The organism is Arsenicitalea aurantiaca (genome assembly GCF_003994485.1).
GTDB lineage: Bacteria > Pseudomonadota > Alphaproteobacteria > Rhizobiales > Devosiaceae > Arsenicitalea > Arsenicitalea aurantiaca.
Map to the genome: position 1 here is coordinate 35406 of NZ_RZNJ01000005.1, position 17675 is coordinate 53080.

The 17675-nt window shown below is 64.9% G+C and carries 16 protein-coding genes; 5 read left to right on the plus strand and 11 right to left on the minus strand.

Annotation, left to right across the window (positions count from 1 at the left end; translation table 11 throughout):
• Nucleotides 1–33 precede the first annotated feature (33 nt).
• From EMQ25_RS14145 to EMQ25_RS14160, 4 genes are read left to right on the plus strand one after another with little or no spacing between them, the layout of a single operon-like run.
• Entirely contained in the window at nucleotides 34–993 is a 960-nt protein-coding gene (locus EMQ25_RS14145; RefSeq protein WP_244606598.1) for a carbohydrate ABC transporter permease, read from the plus strand.
• Nucleotides 994–995: 2 nt separating this feature from the next.
• Nucleotides 996–1847 (plus strand): carbohydrate ABC transporter permease, encoded by an 852-nt coding sequence (locus EMQ25_RS14150; protein ID WP_244606599.1) that lies wholly within the window; start codon nucleotides 996–998, stop codon nucleotides 1845–1847.
• Nucleotides 1848–1856: 9 nt separating this feature from the next.
• Complete coding sequence (locus EMQ25_RS14155) at nucleotides 1857–2942, plus strand: ABC transporter ATP-binding protein (RefSeq protein WP_127189256.1); 1086 nt, start codon at nucleotides 1857–1859, stop codon at nucleotides 2940–2942.
• Between the two features lie 15 nt (nucleotides 2943–2957).
• Nucleotides 2958–4853 (plus strand): DUF8034 domain-containing protein, encoded by a 1896-nt coding sequence (locus tag EMQ25_RS14160; protein WP_127189257.1) that lies wholly within the window; start codon nucleotides 2958–2960, stop codon nucleotides 4851–4853.
• A 4-nt stretch (nucleotides 4854–4857) separates the two neighbouring features.
• On the opposite strand, the gene EMQ25_RS14165 is transcribed toward EMQ25_RS14160, so the two are convergent.
• From EMQ25_RS14165 to EMQ25_RS14180, 4 genes are read right to left on the minus strand one after another with little or no spacing between them, the layout of a single operon-like run.
• On the minus strand, nucleotides 4858–5874 hold the full coding sequence (locus EMQ25_RS14165; protein ID WP_127189258.1) for a diguanylate cyclase domain-containing protein: 1017 nt from the start codon (nucleotides 5872–5874) through the stop codon (nucleotides 4858–4860).
• Nucleotides 5875–5933: 59 nt separating this feature from the next.
• Nucleotides 5934–7007, minus strand: a complete 1074-nt coding sequence (locus EMQ25_RS14170) for an FAD-dependent oxidoreductase (protein ID WP_127189259.1) — start codon at nucleotides 7005–7007, stop codon at nucleotides 5934–5936.
• A complete protein-coding gene (locus EMQ25_RS14175; RefSeq protein WP_127189260.1) occupies nucleotides 7007–8308 on the minus strand; it encodes an NAD(P)/FAD-dependent oxidoreductase in 1302 nt (433 codons plus the stop codon). The genes EMQ25_RS14170 and EMQ25_RS14175 overlap by 1 nt, the downstream gene beginning before the upstream one ends.
• Nucleotides 8308–9672 carry a glutamine synthetase family protein gene (locus EMQ25_RS14180; protein WP_127189261.1) on the minus strand — a complete coding sequence of 455 codons (1365 nt, stop codon included), beginning with the start codon at nucleotides 9670–9672 and terminating at the stop codon, nucleotides 8308–8310. The genes EMQ25_RS14175 and EMQ25_RS14180 overlap by 1 nt, the downstream gene beginning before the upstream one ends.
• A 203-nt stretch (nucleotides 9673–9875) precedes the next feature.
• Here EMQ25_RS14180 and EMQ25_RS14185 point away from each other — a divergent pair, with 203 nt between their 5' ends.
• Nucleotides 9876–10190 (plus strand): hypothetical protein, encoded by a 315-nt coding sequence (locus EMQ25_RS14185; RefSeq protein WP_127189262.1) that lies wholly within the window; start codon nucleotides 9876–9878, stop codon nucleotides 10188–10190.
• Nucleotide 10191: 1 nt separating this feature from the next.
• Here EMQ25_RS14185 and EMQ25_RS14190 read toward each other — a convergent pair whose 3' ends face one another.
• The 7 genes from EMQ25_RS14190 to EMQ25_RS14220 all read right to left on the minus strand — a co-directional run bounded on the left by EMQ25_RS14190 (nucleotide 10192) and on the right by EMQ25_RS14220 (nucleotide 17614).
• On the minus strand, nucleotides 10192–10554 hold the full coding sequence (locus EMQ25_RS14190) for a hypothetical protein (protein WP_127189263.1): 363 nt from the start codon (nucleotides 10552–10554) through the stop codon (nucleotides 10192–10194).
• A 207-nt stretch (nucleotides 10555–10761) separates the two neighbouring features.
• Entirely contained in the window at nucleotides 10762–11283 is a 522-nt protein-coding gene (locus EMQ25_RS14195; protein ID WP_127189264.1) for a gamma carbonic anhydrase family protein, read from the minus strand.
• 73 nt (nucleotides 11284–11356) lie between these two features.
• On the minus strand, nucleotides 11357–12511 hold the full coding sequence (locus EMQ25_RS14200; RefSeq protein WP_127189265.1) for a mandelate racemase/muconate lactonizing enzyme family protein: 1155 nt from the start codon (nucleotides 12509–12511) through the stop codon (nucleotides 11357–11359).
• A gap of 19 nt (nucleotides 12512–12530) precedes the next feature.
• Nucleotides 12531–13736: a D-mannonate dehydratase ManD gene (gene manD / locus EMQ25_RS14205; protein ID WP_127189266.1), complete on the minus strand. Its 1206-nt coding sequence runs from the start codon at nucleotides 13734–13736 to the stop codon at nucleotides 12531–12533.
• 43 nt (nucleotides 13737–13779) lie between these two features.
• Nucleotides 13780–15474 (minus strand): ABC transporter ATP-binding protein, encoded by a 1695-nt coding sequence (locus EMQ25_RS14210; protein ID WP_127189267.1) that lies wholly within the window; start codon nucleotides 15472–15474, stop codon nucleotides 13780–13782.
• Nucleotides 15471–16631 (minus strand): ABC transporter permease, encoded by a 1161-nt coding sequence (locus EMQ25_RS14215; RefSeq protein WP_127189268.1) that lies wholly within the window; start codon nucleotides 16629–16631, stop codon nucleotides 15471–15473. The genes EMQ25_RS14210 and EMQ25_RS14215 overlap by 4 nt, the downstream gene beginning before the upstream one ends.
• On the minus strand, nucleotides 16628–17614 hold the full coding sequence (locus EMQ25_RS14220) for an ABC transporter permease (protein ID WP_127189269.1): 987 nt from the start codon (nucleotides 17612–17614) through the stop codon (nucleotides 16628–16630). The genes EMQ25_RS14215 and EMQ25_RS14220 overlap by 4 nt, the downstream gene beginning before the upstream one ends.
• Nucleotides 17615–17675: the final 61 nt, after the last annotated feature.

Consider the following 17675-nt stretch of genomic DNA (forward strand, 5'->3'; position numbering starts at 1 on the left):
GGCCGCCTCATTCCCCAGCAAGAAAGACGTGCAATGAGCCGCACCTTCCTGCCGGCGCCCTATGGGCCGCCCAGAACAGTCTGGGATCGGATCAATCCCGTGCGACTGATCGGAGAACTCTCCGAGACCCGTTACTGGATGTATCTGCTGTTGCTGCCAAGCGCGCTGCTGATCACGGCGGTGGTGCTCTATCCGACGCTCTACGGCATGCAGATGAGCTTTCGCGAAATGCGGCTCAACCGGCCCGATCTCGGGACGGGGTTCGTGGGGCTGCGCCACTACGAGCGCATGCTGTCCGATCCGGTCTTCTGGGTGTCGCTGCGCAACACGGCGGTCTGGGTCACATTCTCGATCGTCATCGAATTCGTCGTCGGGCTGATCGCGGCGCTGGCGCTCAACCGTAATCTCCCCGGCACCAAGGTGCTCGCGGTGCTGATCCTCCTCCCCTATTTCCTGCCCAATGTGGTGGCCGGGCACATGTGGGCGCTGATGCTCGACCCTCGGCTCGGGGTGATCAACGATCTCCTCGTCCGGATCGGCCTGCTCGAGGGCTACAAGGCCTGGTTCGCCGACCCCGGCACAGCCATGGCCGCTGCCATCGTCGTCGAAGCCTGGCACAGCTTCCCATTCTTCACGCTCCTCCTGCTCGCCGGCCTCAAGGGGATCCCGACCGATCTCTACAAGGCCGCTGACATCGACGGGGCGGGGCCGTTCGCGCAATTGCGTCTGATCACGCTTCCCATGCTGCGCACGATCATTGCGGCAGCCGTCATCCTGCGGGTGATCGGTCTCGTCAATTCGCCGGACCTGCTGCTGATCCTCACCAGCGGGGGGCCGGGGCGATCGACCCAGGTGCTCTCGCTCTATGCCTTCCAGACCGCCTATCGCGACTTCAACTTCGGCTATGCCGGGGCGCTTTCGGTCGTGATGTTCGTCTTTCTCATGGTGTTTGCCTGGGCCTACATCCGGATCACCAAGGTCAATCAGGAGTAATCATGATGGCCCAAGCCACCCGCTCGCGCTCAAAGCTGTTCTGGGATGTGGCGAGCTACGCCCTGCTCCTGCTCCTCGCCTTCATCTGCATCGCCCCGATCGTGTGGACCTTCCTCACTTCCATCAAGTTCGAGGCCGACATCGTGACGCGCGAGATGCACTACATTCCGCCGCGCGTGACCTTCGAGAACTATGTGCGGCTCTGGAACCAGTCGAGTTATCCGGTTCTGGTGCTCAACAGCCTCGTCGTCACTTCGGTGACGGTGCTGATCTGCCTCTTCACCGGAACGATCGCGAGCTATGCGTTCTCGCGCTTCCAGTTTCGCGGGCGCACGGAACTGATGCTCGGCTATCTCGTCGTGCGCATGTTCCCCGCGGTGCTGATGATCATTCCGCTCTTCATCGTGATGCGCCAGGTCGGGTTGCTCGACAGCACGATCGGGCTTGCCATCGCCTATACGAGTTTCCTCCTGCCGCTCTTTGTGTGGATGCTGAAGGGGTTCTTCGATGCTGCGCCCAAGGAACTCGAAAGCGCCGCGCGGATCGACGGCACGACCCGGCTCGGGGCTATGTTCCGCATCGTCATCCCCATCGCGCGCAACGGGCTTCTGGCCACCTGCGTGTTCGTCGCCATCGCGGCGTGGAATGAGTTCCTGTTCGCGCTGATGCTGACCACGAGCCAGGGCAGCCGCACCTGGCCGGTCGGGCTGCAATTGATGGTCGGCGAATTCCAGCTGCCCTGGGGCATGCTGGCGGCGGGCGGGATGATCTCGATCCTGCCGGTGGTGGTCCTCTTCGCCATCGTCCAGCGCGCCATGGTTGCCGGCATCACTGCTGGCGCGGTCAAGGGCTAGGAGGCCAAGATGTCCACTCTTACCCTGCGCGGAGTGCGCAAGAGCTTCGGGCTCCTCGAAGTGCTCCACAATGTCGATCTCGAGCTCGAAGATGGCGGCTTTCTTGTCCTGCTCGGGCCCTCGGGATGCGGAAAGTCGACCCTGCTTTCGATCATCGCCGGGCTCGAGCCGGCGAGCGGAGGGGATGTCTTGATCGGGGAGCGCGTGGTCAACGACGTGCACCCCAAGGACCGCAACATCGCAATGGTCTTCCAGTCCTACGCGCTTTATCCCACGATGACGGTCGAGCGGAACATGGGCTTCGGGCTCGAGATGCGCGGCGTGCCGACCGCCGAGCGCGATGGCAAGGTCCTGGACGCAGCCCGGCTGCTTCAGGTCGAGCATCTCCTCGCGCGCAAGCCCGGCCAGCTGTCCGGCGGCCAGCGTCAGCGCGTCGCCATGGGCCGCGCCATCGTGCGCGATCCGGAGCTCTTCCTGTTCGACGAGCCGCTTTCCAACCTCGATGCCAAGCTGCGTGTCGAGATGCGCACCGAGATCAAGCGCCTGCATGACCGGCTCGGCACCACGGTCGTCTATGTGACGCATGACCAGGTGGAGGCCATGACGCTCGGCACCCGGGTGGCAGTCATGAGGGAAGGGGTGATCCAGCAGCTGGCCGATCCCCAGACCATCTACGACCGCCCCGCCAACATGTTTGTTGCAGGCTTCATCGGTTCGCCGGCGATGAATTTCATCTCCGGGGTGCTGGAGGCCGGGCCGGGCGGGCCTGCCTTCGTCTACGAGGCGGGACGGTTGCGGCTTTCGCTGCCCGAGCCCGCGATGCCGAGAGGCGTCGCCATGGGCCGGCCGGTCATCCTTGGCACGCGGCCCGAGCATCTGACGCTGGGATCGGGAAGCGCCGCCCGGCTCTCGGGCACGATCGACGTCGTCGAGCCGACCGGCCCCGACACCATGGTCGTCGCCATGATTGGAGGGCAGCCCGTGACAGCCCGCCTGCCGCCGAGGGTCGCATTGAGGCCCGGCGAACCGGTCGAACTCGCGGTCGACACCAGCGCGCTGAATTTCTTTGATCCAGAGAGCGGCGAACGCCTCTAAACCGAGCCCCTCAAAATGCCTCACCCGACGGACGACCTGCCGATCCTCCATGCCGATACGCGCGGTGCGCCGCCCCATTGGGCGCTCTTGCAGCGGCGCCTGTTCGACCTGCTCGACAGTGCCGCGCTCGAATTCGCCGACCGCTATGCGCGGCCGGACGGCACGCTCTACTGGCGCGAGAGCTGGCCGGGAATGGATGGTTCGGACGACCCCTATGAGGGTTTCATGAACATGCCGCTGCTCTATGCGCTCGGAGGCAGCGAGCAGGTGCTTGCACGGGCCCGCACCATCTGGGACGGCATCACCTGGCAGTGGACGCAATATGGTCAGGTCCATGACGAGTTCGACGCTTATTACGACTGGATGCATCACGGGGAGGGCTATCTCTTCCAGTATTTCATGGGGTTCACCGACCCTTCGGGTCTCAAGGACCGGCAGCGGGCCGAAAAGTTCGCCGCGCTCTATACCGAGCCCGAGGCCGGGAACTGGGACCCCGAAAAGCTTTTGATCCGCTCGCCGATCTCGGGCAGCCGGGGGGCACGCTTCGTTCAGACCGCGGAGGACTGGGAAACCCATCGCGAAATCCTCGACAACTATTTGCCGCCGTTCGAAGATCTGCCGGGGATCGATGCGAGCGCCAAGAGCTGCCCCTGGTCCGACGATTCGGTCTACGCGCAGATCCTTGAGCGCATTAACCAGCGCCAGGCACGCGGCGACGTGCCGCTCAACCTCGCTGCGACCTCGATGGCGACGCACGCGTTTCTCCATTCGGGCCGGCCCGAATTGCGCGACTGGGTGCTCGCCTATCACGCGGCCTGGGCCGAGCGTGCAAAACGCAATGGCGGCATCATCCCCGACAATGTCGGGCTTTCGGGCGAGATCGGGGAATACAATGACGGCAAATGGTGGGGCGGCTATTATGGCTGGCGCTGGCCGCACGGGGCCTTCTCCATCCTCGAGCCGCTTTCCATTGCGGCCACCAATGGCGTGCTCCTGACCGGCGACATGCGCCAGCTGGACCTTGCCCGCTCCCAGCTCGACATGCTCTGGGACTTGAGGCGCGAGGAGGACGGCAAGATCCTCGTCCCCAACCGGCACTATGATGCGGGCTGGCGCGACTGGCGGGTGCAGCACCCCATGTACGGCATCTATCTCTGGCTGATGTCGTTCGATGAAGCCGATGCCGCGCGCGCAGAGCGCGGCTGGGCGGCCCAGTTCGACACCATCGACACCGGTTTTTCGAGCTACGGCCGCCAGTCGACGGGCGGGCATATGGGGTTCAACGGCAATACCGCGCAATGGTTTGCTTATATCCGCGGGCGCGATCCGGGCTATCCGGTGCGCCGGCTCGAGACGACGCTGGCAAGCGTTGCCGAGCAGATCGCCAATTTCCGCTCCGACGCCAATGATCCGCTGACGATGGACCATTACCGGGAATCGATGAGCATCCATATGTGGCAGGATCTGACACCGGTCTTGATCGAGGCGCTGGTGCAGACGACGATGGGCGCGCCCATGCACGTCTATCATGGCGGGCTGCAGCACGGCACGCTCCGCCATTTCGATGCCGAGGCCCGCCGGCCCGGCCTGCCCCCCGGGGTTGGCGCGCTGGTCGAGGCGATCGGGGTGGATTTCGCGCGCGTAACGTTCTGCAACACCGATCCGCAGCGGGCGCGCGAAGTGATCGTCCAGGCCGGCAGTTTCGGCGAGCACCGGTTTACCAGCGCGCGGATCGAAGGTGAGGCGGACGCCGTGCCGGTGGGGGGCAAATGGTTCAGGCTGGCGCTGGCGCCCGGGGCGCTGGTGAAGCTCGAGCTGGGGCTCGAGCGGTTCGTCGCGACCCCGAGCTACGAGACGCCCTGGCACGCGATCGCCGACGGCCCGGTGCCGCTGCGCGGCCGGGTGACCTGAGCCGCTACTCGGCTATCCGGTAAGTGCCGCGCCCGGCGTCCTTGGCGGCATAGAGGGCGAGGTCGGCCCGCTTGAAAAGGTCGTCCGGGGCCAGCCCGTCGGCCATCGCAATGCCGATCGAGGCGCCCAGCGTCAGTGTCGCATTCTCGTGCAGCACCGGTTCGCTCAGCGCGGTGACGATGCGGTCGGCGAGACGGCTGGATCTGTCCGCGATTGCCGGTTCCGACGCTAGAAGCACGGCGAATTCATCGCCGCCGACACGCGCGACAAGCTCTGCCCCAGCGCACACATCGGTCAATCGCTCGGCGACGACGCGCAGGCAGTGATCGCCCAGCGCGTGGCCGAAGCGGTCGTTGATCGGCTTGAAGCCGTCGAGGTCGATGAGCAGCAGCGCGCCGATGGCCGTATCGCTGTCGTTTGCGCAGAGCGCCTCAAGCCGGTCATGAAACTGGCTGCGATTGGCAAGGCCTGTCATCGCATCAAAGAGCGCGAGGTAGCGGGTGCGATCGGCGAGGATCTTCTCCTCGGTGATGTCCTGCTTCATGCCGAAAATTCGCACCGGCACGCCGTTTTCGTGCTCGATGGTGGCGGTGATGCGCATCCAGCGGTGTCGGCCCTTGGCGGTGACGATCTCGACGTCGAGCGAAAATCCGATGCCCTGTTCGATGAGGCGGTTGCGCACCGGCTGCAGCTTTGCACGCGAGGTGGGCGTGTAGAGGGCGAGCGTCGTCTCGCGCGTGATCGCGGACCCGCGTGGCAGCTCGAAGATGTCGTAGACCATGTCGGTCCAGCGCAGATGCTCGCCGTCGAGGTCGCATTCCCAGACCCCGATGCGGGCAGTGGCGGAGGCGCGCTCGAAGATCTTGCGGCTGTGGGCGAGTTGTGCGGCCTGTTCTGCGATCACCCTTTCCTGGGCGGCGAGGCGCGCCTCGAGCAGAGCGATGGTGGCGGTCTCGCCGGTGAGACGGCGCATCAGCCCGGCACCCGGCGCGTCCTCGGCAATACGCTGAGCGTCGTGCATCGAAATCCTGTCACCGTCCCGTTCGTTCGCGATAATACGCTGAAGACGTTAAGACAATCTCAGCGAGTCTGAAACGCCTCGGGGTGTTGACGGTATCGGCGGATGAAGCCGCGGTCGAGCCTGTCCTTGAGATGCCAGAAGACTTTTCCGGACAGGGCGAGCCCGTTACGCGTGGCGATCGCGTGCCGTTCGCCGGTCGCGATCAGCCCGAGCCACTGGCTTTGGGGAGCATAGCGGCGTAGCGGTCGGCTCGCGGCAAGCGCGAGAATATTGTGGTGGAGGATCGGGCCCTGTCGCACCGAATAGACGCCGGCCCTGGGACGCGGCGCAAAAGCCATGCTCGCGATGTCTCCGGTTGCGAAGATCCTGTCCTGCCCTTCAACGCGCAGATCGGGACCGATCTGGAGAAAGCCGTCGCGACCGCGGCGAAGGTCGGTCTTGCCGAGCCATGCGGGGGGCGTGGCGCCCGTGGCGAGGACGGCGAAATCGGGAACCGTATCGGTGGCCTCGCGCAGGGCGATGCGATGCCGCCGCAGCGCCTCGAAAAGCGCAGGACGAGCCGCCTTCGGCACGGCCTCGAGCGTGCTGCCCCGCCTATCGACGAGGGTGATCCTGGCATCGTCTCCGAACCGATGGGCCAGAGCGAGCGCCATTTCGCACCCGGCAAGCCCCGCTCCGAAGACGGCGATGGCCATCGGGCGGCCGGCAAGCTGAGGCGCGATGGCTTCGAGCCGGGCAAGAAAGGCAAGGGCAGGCTTCAGCGCCAGCCATCCGAACGGAGGGTCCGGCGCATCCGGATTGGGTCGTGCGCTCGCGCCCGCATTGATGGCGCAGATCGAAAACCCGATGCGGCGGCCTGAGGCGAGTTCGGCCTCGCCTCTTTCCCCGTCGATGAAGACCACGCGATCAAGAATGAGCTCGGCGCCGGCATTGGCGGCAAGCGGCGCGACAGGAACGAGCATGTCATTCTTTAGGTAGTGCCCCGCAACGACGCCGGGCAGCATGCCTGCATAGGCGGTCGCGGGCTCGGCGGTAACGAGGGTGATGTCGAGCCCGGCAAGCCTCTGCCGGCCGAGCCGGCGGAGCACCTCGAGATGCGCAAAGCCTGCCCCCACCAGCAGCAGCCTCGTCATCAGACGCCCAGCCAGTCTCGCAATGCATACCACCAGGAGCCGAGCGTGGAGTATTGAGCGCGGAGCGCCCGCCCACCGGGAAACGGGATGTAGCGGATGTCGGCGAAGACGTCGAACCGGCCACGATCGCCATCAATGGCCTCGGCGAGGATCCTGCCGAACAGGTGAGAGCCCGTTACGCCATGGCCCGAATAGCCATGGGCAAAATAGATGTTGTCCCCGAGCCTGCCCATTTGCGGCACGCGCGAAAAGGAGAGCGCGAAATTGCCGCTCCAAGCGTAGTCGATCCGCACGCCCGTCAGTTCAGGAAAGACCTTTTCGAGATTGGGCCGCAGTTTCTTTTCGACATCGGCGGGGTCGGTGCCGCCATAGACGACGCCGCCGCCGAAGACGAGCCGATGGTCTGCCGAGAGCCGGAAATAATCGAGGATGTAACGCACGTCCTCCACGCATTTGTCGGTGGGCAGGAGGCGACGGGCCCGCTCCTCGCCCAGGGGCTCGGTCGCGACCATCTGGGTCGAGACGGGCATGACGCGATTGGCGAGTTCGGGGATGACGTCGCCGAGATAGGCGTTCCCGCAGAGCACTGCTGCCTTGGCGCGAACGCTGCCGGTAGCGGTTTCGACGCGAGCGCCGCCGGCGTCCTGGGTGACACGGGTGACGGGGGAGAGCTCGAAGATCCTCCCCCCGAGGCTTTCAAAGCCAGCGGCTTCCCCGAGGACAAGGTTGAGCGGGTGCATATGTCCGCCTGATCTGTCGAGCATGCCGCCGCAATAGGCGTCGCTGCCCACATGGGCCCGGATGCCGTCGCGGTCGAGCAGTTCGTGATCGTCCATACCATGGCGTGCCCAGAGCGCCTTCTTGGCTTCGAGCTCAGCCATGTGCTTTTCGGTATAGGCGGCATAGATATTGCCGCGCTTCAGATCACACGCGATCCCGAACCTGTCGACGAGGTCATAGATGATCGAGGCGCCTTCCTGCAGCAGCCCGCCGACGAAATCGGCCGCGGAGGCGCCATAGCGCTTCTCGATCGTTCCGAGCGAGGCGTTGAGCCCATTGACGATCTGCCCGCCATTGCGGCCCGACGCGCCCCAGCCCACCTGGGCGCCTTCAACCACGATGACGCTGTAACCGCGTTCGGCCAGATGGATGGCAGTCGAGAGCCCGGTGTAGCCCGCTCCCACGACGCAGATATCGGCGCTTTCCTCACCGTTGAGGACCTTGGGGGTGCGAATGATATTGGCCGAGGCGGCATAGAAGCTGGGAGGATAGCTGCCGTCGCCGGCATAGGAGGACGTCATCACACCACCTCAAGATAGGCGCTGAATTCGAGATCGGTCACCTGCGAGGCAAAGCCGGCGATCTCCTGGCGCTTGCAGGCCAGAAACATCGATTGCAGCACCGGATCGAAGATGCGCGGCACCATCGTGCCATCCTCGAACGCATTGACGGCCGATGCCCAATCCGCCGGCAATTTGGGAAGGCGCTCCGAATAGGCCCGGCCCGAAAAGGGTTTTGGCGGCATGAGCTCATCCTCGATGCCGACGAGCGCCGCGCCCAGTATGCCGGCGATGACGAGATAGGGATTGGCGTCGGCGCCCGCGACGCGGTGTTCGATACGGCGGGCCTTGGGGCTGCCGCCCGGGATGCGCACCGCGCTCGTCCTGTTCTCATAGCCCCATGAGATCGCATTGGGCGCGTGGGTATCGGGGCGCAGCCGCCTGTAGGAATTGAAATGCGGAGCAAAGAGCAATGTCGTCTCGGCCATGCCGGTGAGAAGGCCCGCAACGGCATTGTGCATGATGGGCGAGCCATATTCGCTGCCATCGTCAAAGACGTTGTTGCCCGCCGCGTCGTTGACGCTGAAATGGACGTGAAAGCCATTTCCCGAGCGCGTGCCATAGGGCTTTGCCATGAAGGTCGCCACGAGCCTGTGCTTGCGCGCCACGCCCTTGACGATCCTCTTGAAAAGAACCGCATCGTCCGCCGCCTTCAGCGCGTCGGCGGTATGGAGCAGGTTGATCTCGAACTGGCCGATGCCGTTCTCGGCAATCGCGGTATCGGCGGGCACGTTCTGCTGTTCGCACTGGGCGTAGACGTCGCGGAAGAATTCGCCGAAATCCTCGAGCTCGTCGAGCGAGAGGATGGCGTCGGAATCCAGCCTCTTGCCGGTATAGGGCGAGATCGGAGGCACCGCAGAATCGGCTTCCGGATCCACGAGGTAGAATTCGAGCTCCGTCGCGACGACCGGCGTCAGTCCGTGTTCGGCGTAGCGCCTCAGGATATGGGCGAGTGCCTGGCGCGGATCGCCGAGGAACGGCGCCCGCGTTTCCTGGAACATCCAGAGCGGGATCATGGCGCTGGGGCGCGTGGTCCAGTTGATCGGCAGCGCGCCGCGGCCGGTCGGATTGCATATTCCGTCAGTATCGCCGCCCGCAAAGACCAGCGCATTGCCCACGATGTCTTCGCCCCAGACGTCGACGCCCACGATCGAGAGCGGCATGCGGATCCCGCCATCGATCACGCGCTGGGCCTGGCCGATGGGAATGCGCTTGCCGCGCATGATGCCGTTGAGGTCGCAAACGGCGGTATGCAGCACCTCGATCTCGGGGTGGTCGGCGAGCCAGCCAACCACGTCTTCGATGCGCTTGCGATCCTGCTGCATTGGTTGCGGCTCCTCCAGTCGCCGTGCACGGGGCATGCCGGCGTTCTAACCCAGGTTATCCCTACCTTTCTGAACGGCTCGGCCCTCCGCGTCAAATCGCCCGGCAGCCATCGGGGTCGCCTCCGGGGCTTTCGGTCTGGCGCCGAGCGATGATTTCGTGTTGGAATGGCTTGGGCGCGTTACACACCCTTGAAGGGACGGTCATGGCAACCGACGCGGACAATCTGCGCGAGCAATTGGCGCTTACCGGCCTATCCTATGCCGATTGGGAAGGGGAGGCGCTCGACCTCGAGCGTGCCGCCGATGCCGCAGAAGGCGGGCGGTATGTCGATCGGCGCCATCTGCAGCGCGCCGGCGAACTCGTCTCGCAGATCGATTCCGAGCTCGGCATGCTCGAAGAGATCGCTCAGGATGCACGCGGCGAGATGGTCGCGCAGATCCTTGGCGTGCGGGACCGGCTCGAAGCCCTGTCGCGGCGCATCCGCGAAGCGGCGCGCCGCATGCACGGGTTGATCTGAGCTATTCGGCGGCTTCCTGGTAGGTGACGGCCTTCGGCGCAGGTGGGCGCGTGGTCGCGAGCCGGCGGAGCATCGCCTTCATCGTTTCGTCCGGCTCATAGGCGGAAGGCTTGGCATTGTCTGCGCGGGAGAGAACCGAACGCAGATCGTCCGGGCTCCAGCCTGTGCTGCGCAGATAAGGGCGCGCCGGCAGAGGTGCCGGATGGTAGTCGGCCTCGCGCGGCCGGACCGGTCCGATGAAGCCGCTCGCGATCTGCGTGTCCGCGGCCTGTTCGTTCCCTTGAGCCTCAGGGCGTCGGCCGAGCGACTGGCGGATGCGATCAAAGAGCGAAGGTCTTTCGGACGCGGACGGGACGAGGGACATGAGGCACACTCCGTTTCAGGTTCACCGGCCCCCACGGCGGATGAGGTGAAGCTACCGGTTCAATGCCTGCCAAAATAAGGCGTGAGCATCGAACGACGTATGTCCGTCATAAGTTCCTGCGCGCGTTCTGAAATTTTCGGCGGGTCGCCGTAAGTCGAAAGTCTTGCCTGCCCCGCCCGATTGGAATCGGGCGAAATCTGGTCCGGATCAGCGGTCCTGCGTCAGCTCGTTTCGATAGCGCTGGGCGTTCTCGACATAGTGCCGGGCGGACTGGCGGAGCGCCTCGGCCCGGGCTGCGTCGATCTCGCCGACAACCCGGCCTGGCACACCCATGACAAGACTGTTGTCGGGAATGTCCTTGCCCTCGGGGATCAGGGCCTTGGCGCCAATGAGGCAGCCCTTGCCGATGCGCGCGCCGTTCAAAACGACCGCACCGATGCCGATGAGCGAGCCGGCGCCGATCGTGCAGCCATGGAGCATGGCGAGGTGTCCCACCGTGACGTCTTCTTCGATCGTGAGGGGATGGCCCATGTCGGTATGAAGCACGCAGCCATCCTGGATGTTGCTGCCTTCCCCGATCGTGATGGGCTCGTTATCCCCCCGCAAGACCGCGTTCCACCAGATGCTGGCCCGTGCCTTGAGGATCACGCGTCCGATCACCACGGCGTTGGGCGCGACCCAGGCGTCCGCCGCACTTTCGATCCTGTGTCCGCCAAGGCTGTAGCGCATGTCCATCCTCCCGCTGTGGGTCCCACCCCTAGCGGCAGCGGGACCCAAGGGCAAGGCCGGCGGACCGGGGCTGCTACCAGTTGGTGTAGGAGCCGTCGCGCCGCCTGAGGTGCGGAGCCTCCCAGAACTTGAAGCTCTGCTTGGCAATCAGCTCCTCATTGACCTCGATGCCGAGGCCCGGGGCGTCCGACACGAGATAGTGGGCGTTTTCGAGCACGGGCTGGACGGGGAAAAATTCCGAATTGTCGAACCCCAGATGTTTTTCAGCTGGGCTCGCCCGGCATTCGAGCCAGGAGAAATTGGCGACCGCCGCACAGAAATGGACGCTCGCTGCGGTGCAGATGGGCCCCAGCGGGTTGTGCGGCATCATGTCCACATAATGGGCCTCGCTCCAGCCGGCGACCTTCATCGCTTCGGTCAGCCCGCCGACATTGCAGATGTCGATGCGATTGAACTGGTGGATGTCGCGCTCGATATAGGGGATGAACTGCCATTTCGACGCGAATTCCTCGCCGATGGCGAAGGGAATGTCGGTCATCCGCCGCAGCGCCTCATAGGCCTCCGGGGTTTCGTCGCGGATCGGCTCCTCGAGGAAATCGAGCGTGCCGCGATCCATCTTGTTGCAGAAGCTCGCCGCTTCCGCGACCGACAGGCGGTGGTGATAGTCGATGCCCAGCACCACTTCCTCGCCCAGGGCCTCGCGCGCTTTCATCAGCCATTTGGCGGTTTTCGCGATATGCTCGCGCGGCTCGTAGATCTCGGAGTTTTCATGGCCGGAGGGCGAAAGCCGCATGGCGGTCCAGCCATGCTCGATCAGCATCCGGGCCTGCTCGATCATCTCCTCGCCCGGCTCGCCATAGGTGGTGGCAAAAGTCGGGATGCGGTGGCGCTGCCGGCCTCCCAGAAGCTCGTAAACCGGGACGCCGAGCGCCTTGCCCTTGATGTCGTAGAGCGCGATGTCGATTGCCGAGATGGCGGCGGCGAGCACGCGCCCCCCTTCGAAATACTGGCTGCGATACATCTCCTGCCAGAGTGCGCCGATCTGGAAGGGGTCCTTGCCGAGAAGGAACTCGGTATAGTGCTCGATGGCGCCGACCACGGCCTTCTCGCGGCCCGACAGCCCGCTCTCGCCCCAGCCGAAGACGCCCTCGTCGGTCTCGACCTTGACGACGAGCTGGTTGCGGATGCCCACCCAGACCGCATAGGGGCGAATGGCGGTGATCTTCATCTTGCTGTTCCTTTGGGAATTACCAGTGCCAGAGCGTGCCGTCCTCGAGCCGGGCGACCGGCAGATAGGCGCGCTCATAGGGATATTTGGCGGCGAGCGTCTCATCGATGTCGACGCCGTGCCCGGGCGTGTCGCCCGGGTGCAGATGCCCGTCGGCAAAGCGCCAGGCATGGGGGAAGACTTCGTGCATGGGCTCGGTGTAGCCCGAATATTCCTGGATGCCAAAATTGGGCGCCCAGAGATCGAGATGGAGGTTCGCGCCGAGGCAGATGGGCGACATGTCCATGGCCCCATGGCAGGCGGTGCGGACATTGTAGACCGAGGCGAAGTCCATGATGCGCCGGAGCGCCGTGACCCCGCCGGCATGGACGGCGGTGGTGCGGATATAGTCGATCAGCTGTTCCTCGATCAGCAGCCGGCAATCCCAGATGGAGTTGAACACTTCGCCCACCGCGAGCGGGGTCGTCGTGTGCTGGCGGACCAGCCGGAACCCCTCCTGGTGCTCGGCGGCAACGGTGTCCTCGAGCCAGAACAGGCGATAGGGCTCGAGATCCTTGCCGAGCCGTGCCGCCTCGATGGGCGTCAGGCGGTGATGGGTGTCGTGCAGCAGGTGGAGCTCGGTGCCATAGGCCTTGCGCAGTTCCTCAAAGAGCGCGGGCACGTAATTCATGTATTTGGCCGTCGACCAGACCTCCTCGCGCGGCAGGGCGTCGGCGGCGGCGCTGTTGGTATTGGACTTGTCGGTGCCATAGATCGGGGGCAGGCCCGGAATGCCGGTCTGGGCGCGGATGGCGAGATAGCCCTCCTCCTGGCGCCTGCCGACGGCCTCGACCGTTTCGGCGATGTCGGCGCCCGAGGCGTGGGTATAGCAGAGGACGCGCTCGCGGCTCGCGCCCCCCAGCAGCTGGTAGAGCGGCATGTTCGCCGCTTTCGCCTTGATGTCCCAGAGCGCCATGTCGATGCCGGCGATGGCGCACATGGTCACCGGGCCGCGACGCCAGTAGGCGCCCTTGTAGAGATACTGCCAGATGTCCTCGATCCGCGCCGGATCGTGCCCGATGAGGCACGGGACGACATGCTCGGTGAGATAGGCGGCGACAGCCAGTTCGCGCCCGTTGAGCGTGGCGTCGCCAACCCCGTAAAGCCCCTCGTCGGTGATGATCTTGACGGTCACGAAATTGCGGCCGGGGGCAGTGACGATGATCTTGATGTCGGTGATTTTCACGTCGGGGCACTCGAAGGGGGAACGGGAGGGGGCGCAGACCGGGTCAGGACTCGCTGGCGCCCGCATAGCGGAAGCGGTGCTGGAGCCGCCGGTCGTCGGGATCGGGATGGGGAATGGCTGAGAGGAGCGCGCGCGTATAGTCGTGGCGCGGATTGCGCGTGACCTCTTCGGTCGGACCCGTCTCGACGATCCTGCCGCGGTACATCACCGCCACGCGGTCGCAGATGTAGCGGATGACCGAGATGTCGTGAGAAATGAAGATGTAGGCGAGGTCCAGCTCGTCCTGGAGTTGCAGCAGCAGGTCGAGCATCTGGCTGCGGAGCGAAACGTCGAGCGCCGAGGTCGCCTCGTCCGCGACGATCAGCCGGGGTTTGACCGCAATGGCACGGGCGATGCCGATGCGCTGGCGCTGGCCGCCCGAAAAGGCGTGCGGGTAGCGTTCGCGCCAGGCCGGTTCGAGCCCGACCTGGGCCATGAGGTCGGCAACGCGCGCGTCGCGCTCCTTGCGCCCCATCCCCGAAAGCGCCAGCGGCTCGCCGATGATCTGGGCGACGGTCTTTCGCGGATTGAGGGAATTGACCGGATCCTGGAAGATCATGCGGATATCGCGGCGGAGCGACTTCAGTGTCTTTTTGTCTGCCGCGGCGATGTCGACGACAGAGCCGTCCGCTCGGCGATAGTCGATGCGGCCGCCGCTCGGCTCATAGACGCGCAGGAGACACCGGCCCATCGTGGTCTTGCCCGAGCCGCTTTCTCCCACGATGCCGAGAGTCTCGCCGGGGCGGATGACAAGTCCGACATCGTCGACGGCCTTCAGGCCGCCATCGAAGGTCATGGTGAGGTTGCGCACGTCGAGAAGCGGTGGGGCGTCCTCGGCGACGGGCGCGCGACGCTCGCGGATCTCGGCCTTCTTTTCGAGCTTCAGGACCGAGCCGATCAGCATGCGGGTGTACTCGTCCTGCGGCGCATGGAAGATCTGCCGGACGGGCCCGCGTTCCTTGACCTTGCCGTGATACATCACCAGCACCTGGTCGGCGATTTCGGCCACGACACCCATGTCGTGGGTGATGAACATCACCGCCATGCCGTGCTCGGCCTGAAGCTTCTTGATGAGCGCGAGGATTTCGGCCTGGGTGGTGACGTCGAGCGCGGTGGTCGGCTCGTCGGCGATCAGCATGTTGGGGTTGCAGGCGAGCGCCATGGCGATCATCACGCGCTGGCGCATGCCGCCGGAAAACTCGAAGGTGTAGCGGTCAATCGCGGTTTCGGCGCGCGGGATCTCGACATGGTTCAGAAGTTCGATGACGCGGCGCCGGCGTTCGGGCTTCGGGGTGCCGAAATGGATGCGCAGCATCTCCCCCATCTGCTCGCCGACCCGGTGGATGGGCGAGAGCGAGCTCATCGGCTCCTGGAAGATCATGGCGATCTCGCGCCCGCGAATGGCGCGGATCTGGCGCCCGCGCGGATCGAGGCTCGCAATATCGGTCACCGTTCCGTCGGGCCGGGTGAGGTTCATCGATCCGCCGACGATCCTGCCGGGACGGTCGACGATCTGGAGGATCGATCGTGCGGTGACCGATTTGCCCGATCCGCTCTCGCCCACGACGCAAAGGGTCTCTCCGCGATGGAGGTCGAACGAAACGCCATCCACCGCCTTCACGACGCCGGTACGGGTCGGGAAATGGGTCCTGAGGTCCTTGACCTGCAACAGGAGCTCTTTGTCGGCGGGGCCGGTCATGAATGGGACTCGTAGGGGTCTGCTGCATCGCGCAGGCCATCGCCGAGGAAGTTGAGCGAGAGCACGGCGATGACGATGGCGGCGGCGGGCGTGAAGAGCAGCCACGGAGCCTGGCTGACCGCGCGGATGTTCTGGGCTTCCTGCAGCAGCACGCCCCAGGAGATGATCGGCGGCTGCAGCCCGATGCCGAGGAAAGAGAGGGCGGTTTCGGCCAGGATCATGGTGGGGATCGCGAGCGTCAGCGTCGCAATGATGTGGCTCATGAACGACGGCACGAGGTGCTTCAGGATGATGCCGATCTCGCTCATTCCGTCGAGACGGGCGGCGACGACGAAATCTTCGTTCCTCAGCGACAGGAACTTGCCGCGCACCTCGCGGGCGAGACTTGTCCAGCCGATCAGCGAAACGATGAGGGTGATGACGAAATAGGTCTGGATCGGCGGCCAGCCGACGGGGATCGCGGCGGCAAGGCCCATCCAGAGGGGGATTGTGGGGATCGAGCGCAGGAACTCGATGAAGCGCTGGATGACGAGATCGACGGTCCCGCCGAAAAAACCCGAAATGCCGCCGATCACGACCCCCAGCACGAGGCTGAGGAAGACGCCGACGAGCCCGATCGAGAGCGAAATCTTGGCGCCGTGGACGACGCGGCTGAAGATGTCGCGCCCGAGCCGGTCGGCGCCGAAGAGATAGACCGCGCTGCGAGGCCCGGGCTCAAGCGCGCCGAAGAGCTTGGTCTGCATCGGGATGAAGCCGAGCAGCCGATAGGGCTGGCTGGGCACGAAGAGCCCGATCCGGACGGGGTTTTCCGGATCGACCGCGAACTCCCGGCGCATGGAGTCCTGGTTCAGCGTCATCGAGAGCCCTTCGACATGGGGTGCGAAGGAGCCGTCGATGAAGAGCCCGATTGGGGTCGGTGGCGCGTAGGTGAAGGTGGCGTTCGTCGCGTTGGGGTCGAGCGGGGCGATGAAGTCCGCGAAGGCCGCGACGAGGTAGAGAAAGAGGACGACAAAGAGGCTGACGAGCGCAAGCCTGTGCTTTTTGAACTTGAGCCAGAAGAGCGTCCACTGGCCGGCTACGGCGATGTCGCCCTTGCGGGGGGACGTCGTCGGCGCGGGTACGCCCGCGGCGGGCGGCAGGTGCTGGATATCGGTCATTGGTAGCGGATCCGCGGGTCGGCGATGGCCAGCAGGATGTCGGAAATCAGCGTGCCGATGACTGTGAGAACGGAGATCAGGAGGATCAGCGTGCCGGCGAGATACATGTCCTGCGCGAGCAGCGCGCGCAGCAGCAGCGGACCTGTGGTGGGCAGGCTCATCACCACCGAAACGATGATCTCGCCTGAAATGACGGCGGGAAGGATCCAGCCCAGTGTCGAGATCAGCGGGTTGAGCGCTAGGCGGACGGGATAGCGGATGAGGAGCTCGAATTCGGACATGCCCTTGGCCCGGGCGGTGGTGACATAGGGCTTCGAGAGCTCATCGAGCAGGTTGGCGCGCATGATGCGCACGAGCGCCGCGAGCGAGCCGATGCCGATGACGAAGACCGGCAGCCAGACATGGTTGACGAAATCGAGGAACTTGCCCCAGCTCCATGGCGCATCGATGTACTGGGCCGAAAAGAGCCCACCCACCGACTGGCCAAAATAGGTGGACCAGACATACATGGCGACCAGCGCGAGCACGAAATCGGGGACGGCGAGGAAGAAAAACGCCATGAACGTCGCCGAATAGTCGGTGATCGAATACTGCCGGACCGCCGAGAGGATGCCGATCGGGATCGCCAGCGCCCAGACGAAGCAGAGCGTGAGGAAGGCGAGGAGGAAGGAGAAGCCGAGCCGGTTCCAGATGAGGTTTGTTACGGGCTGGCCGAGTTCGAACGAGATGCCGAAATCCCCGCGGGTCAGTATGCCCGCCATCCATTTGTAATACTGGACATAAATGGGCTGATCGAGCCCGTAGCGCTCGCGCATGGCCGCGACAGTACCGGCTTCCACTGCTCCGCCCTGGCTCGCCCAGTCCGCCATCAGCGTCGTCAGGTAATCGCCCGGCGGCAGCTGGATGATCGCGAAAGCGACGATGGAGACGGCGAACAGCGTCGGGATGACGAAGAGGAGCCGTTTGAGGATGAACAGGATCATGCGACCTCTGCGCGTCGGGACGTCATGGGAAATGAGGCAGGGCGGCGCCGGGCGCCGCCCC

Bases quoted from the DNA above. Each gene is read 5' to 3' on its own strand.
- EMQ25_RS14145 (WP_244606598.1), top strand. From the start codon at position 34: ATGAGCCGCACCTTCCTGCCGGCGCCCTATGGGCCGCCCAGAACAGTC.
- EMQ25_RS14150 (WP_244606599.1), top strand. From the start codon at position 996: ATGATGGCCCAAGCCACCCGCTCGCGCTCAAAGCTGTTCTGGGATGTG.
- EMQ25_RS14155 (WP_127189256.1), top strand. From the start codon at position 1,857: ATGTCCACTCTTACCCTGCGCGGAGTGCGCAAGAGCTTCGGGCTCCTC.
- EMQ25_RS14160 (WP_127189257.1), top strand. From the start codon at position 2,958: ATGCCTCACCCGACGGACGACCTGCCGATCCTCCATGCCGATACGCGC.
- EMQ25_RS14165 (WP_127189258.1), bottom strand. From the start codon at position 5,874: ATGCACGACGCTCAGCGTATTGCCGAGGACGCGCCGGGTGCCGGGCTG.
- EMQ25_RS14170 (WP_127189259.1), bottom strand. From the start codon at position 7,007: ATGACGAGGCTGCTGCTGGTGGGGGCAGGCTTTGCGCATCTCGAGGTG.
- EMQ25_RS14175 (WP_127189260.1), bottom strand. From the start codon at position 8,308: ATGACGTCCTCCTATGCCGGCGACGGCAGCTATCCTCCCAGCTTCTAT.
- EMQ25_RS14180 (WP_127189261.1), bottom strand. From the start codon at position 9,672: ATGCAGCAGGATCGCAAGCGCATCGAAGACGTGGTTGGCTGGCTCGCC.
- EMQ25_RS14185 (WP_127189262.1), top strand. From the start codon at position 9,876: ATGGCAACCGACGCGGACAATCTGCGCGAGCAATTGGCGCTTACCGGC.
- EMQ25_RS14190 (WP_127189263.1), bottom strand. From the start codon at position 10,554: ATGTCCCTCGTCCCGTCCGCGTCCGAAAGACCTTCGCTCTTTGATCGC.
- EMQ25_RS14195 (WP_127189264.1), bottom strand. From the start codon at position 11,283: ATGCGCTACAGCCTTGGCGGACACAGGATCGAAAGTGCGGCGGACGCC.
- EMQ25_RS14200 (WP_127189265.1), bottom strand. From the start codon at position 12,511: ATGAAGATCACCGCCATTCGCCCCTATGCGGTCTGGGTGGGCATCCGC.
- EMQ25_RS14210 (WP_127189267.1), bottom strand. From the start codon at position 15,474: ATGACCGGCCCCGCCGACAAAGAGCTCCTGTTGCAGGTCAAGGACCTC.
- EMQ25_RS14215 (WP_127189268.1), bottom strand. From the start codon at position 16,631: ATGACCGATATCCAGCACCTGCCGCCCGCCGCGGGCGTACCCGCGCCG.
- EMQ25_RS14220 (WP_127189269.1), bottom strand. From the start codon at position 17,614: ATGATCCTGTTCATCCTCAAACGGCTCCTCTTCGTCATCCCGACGCTG.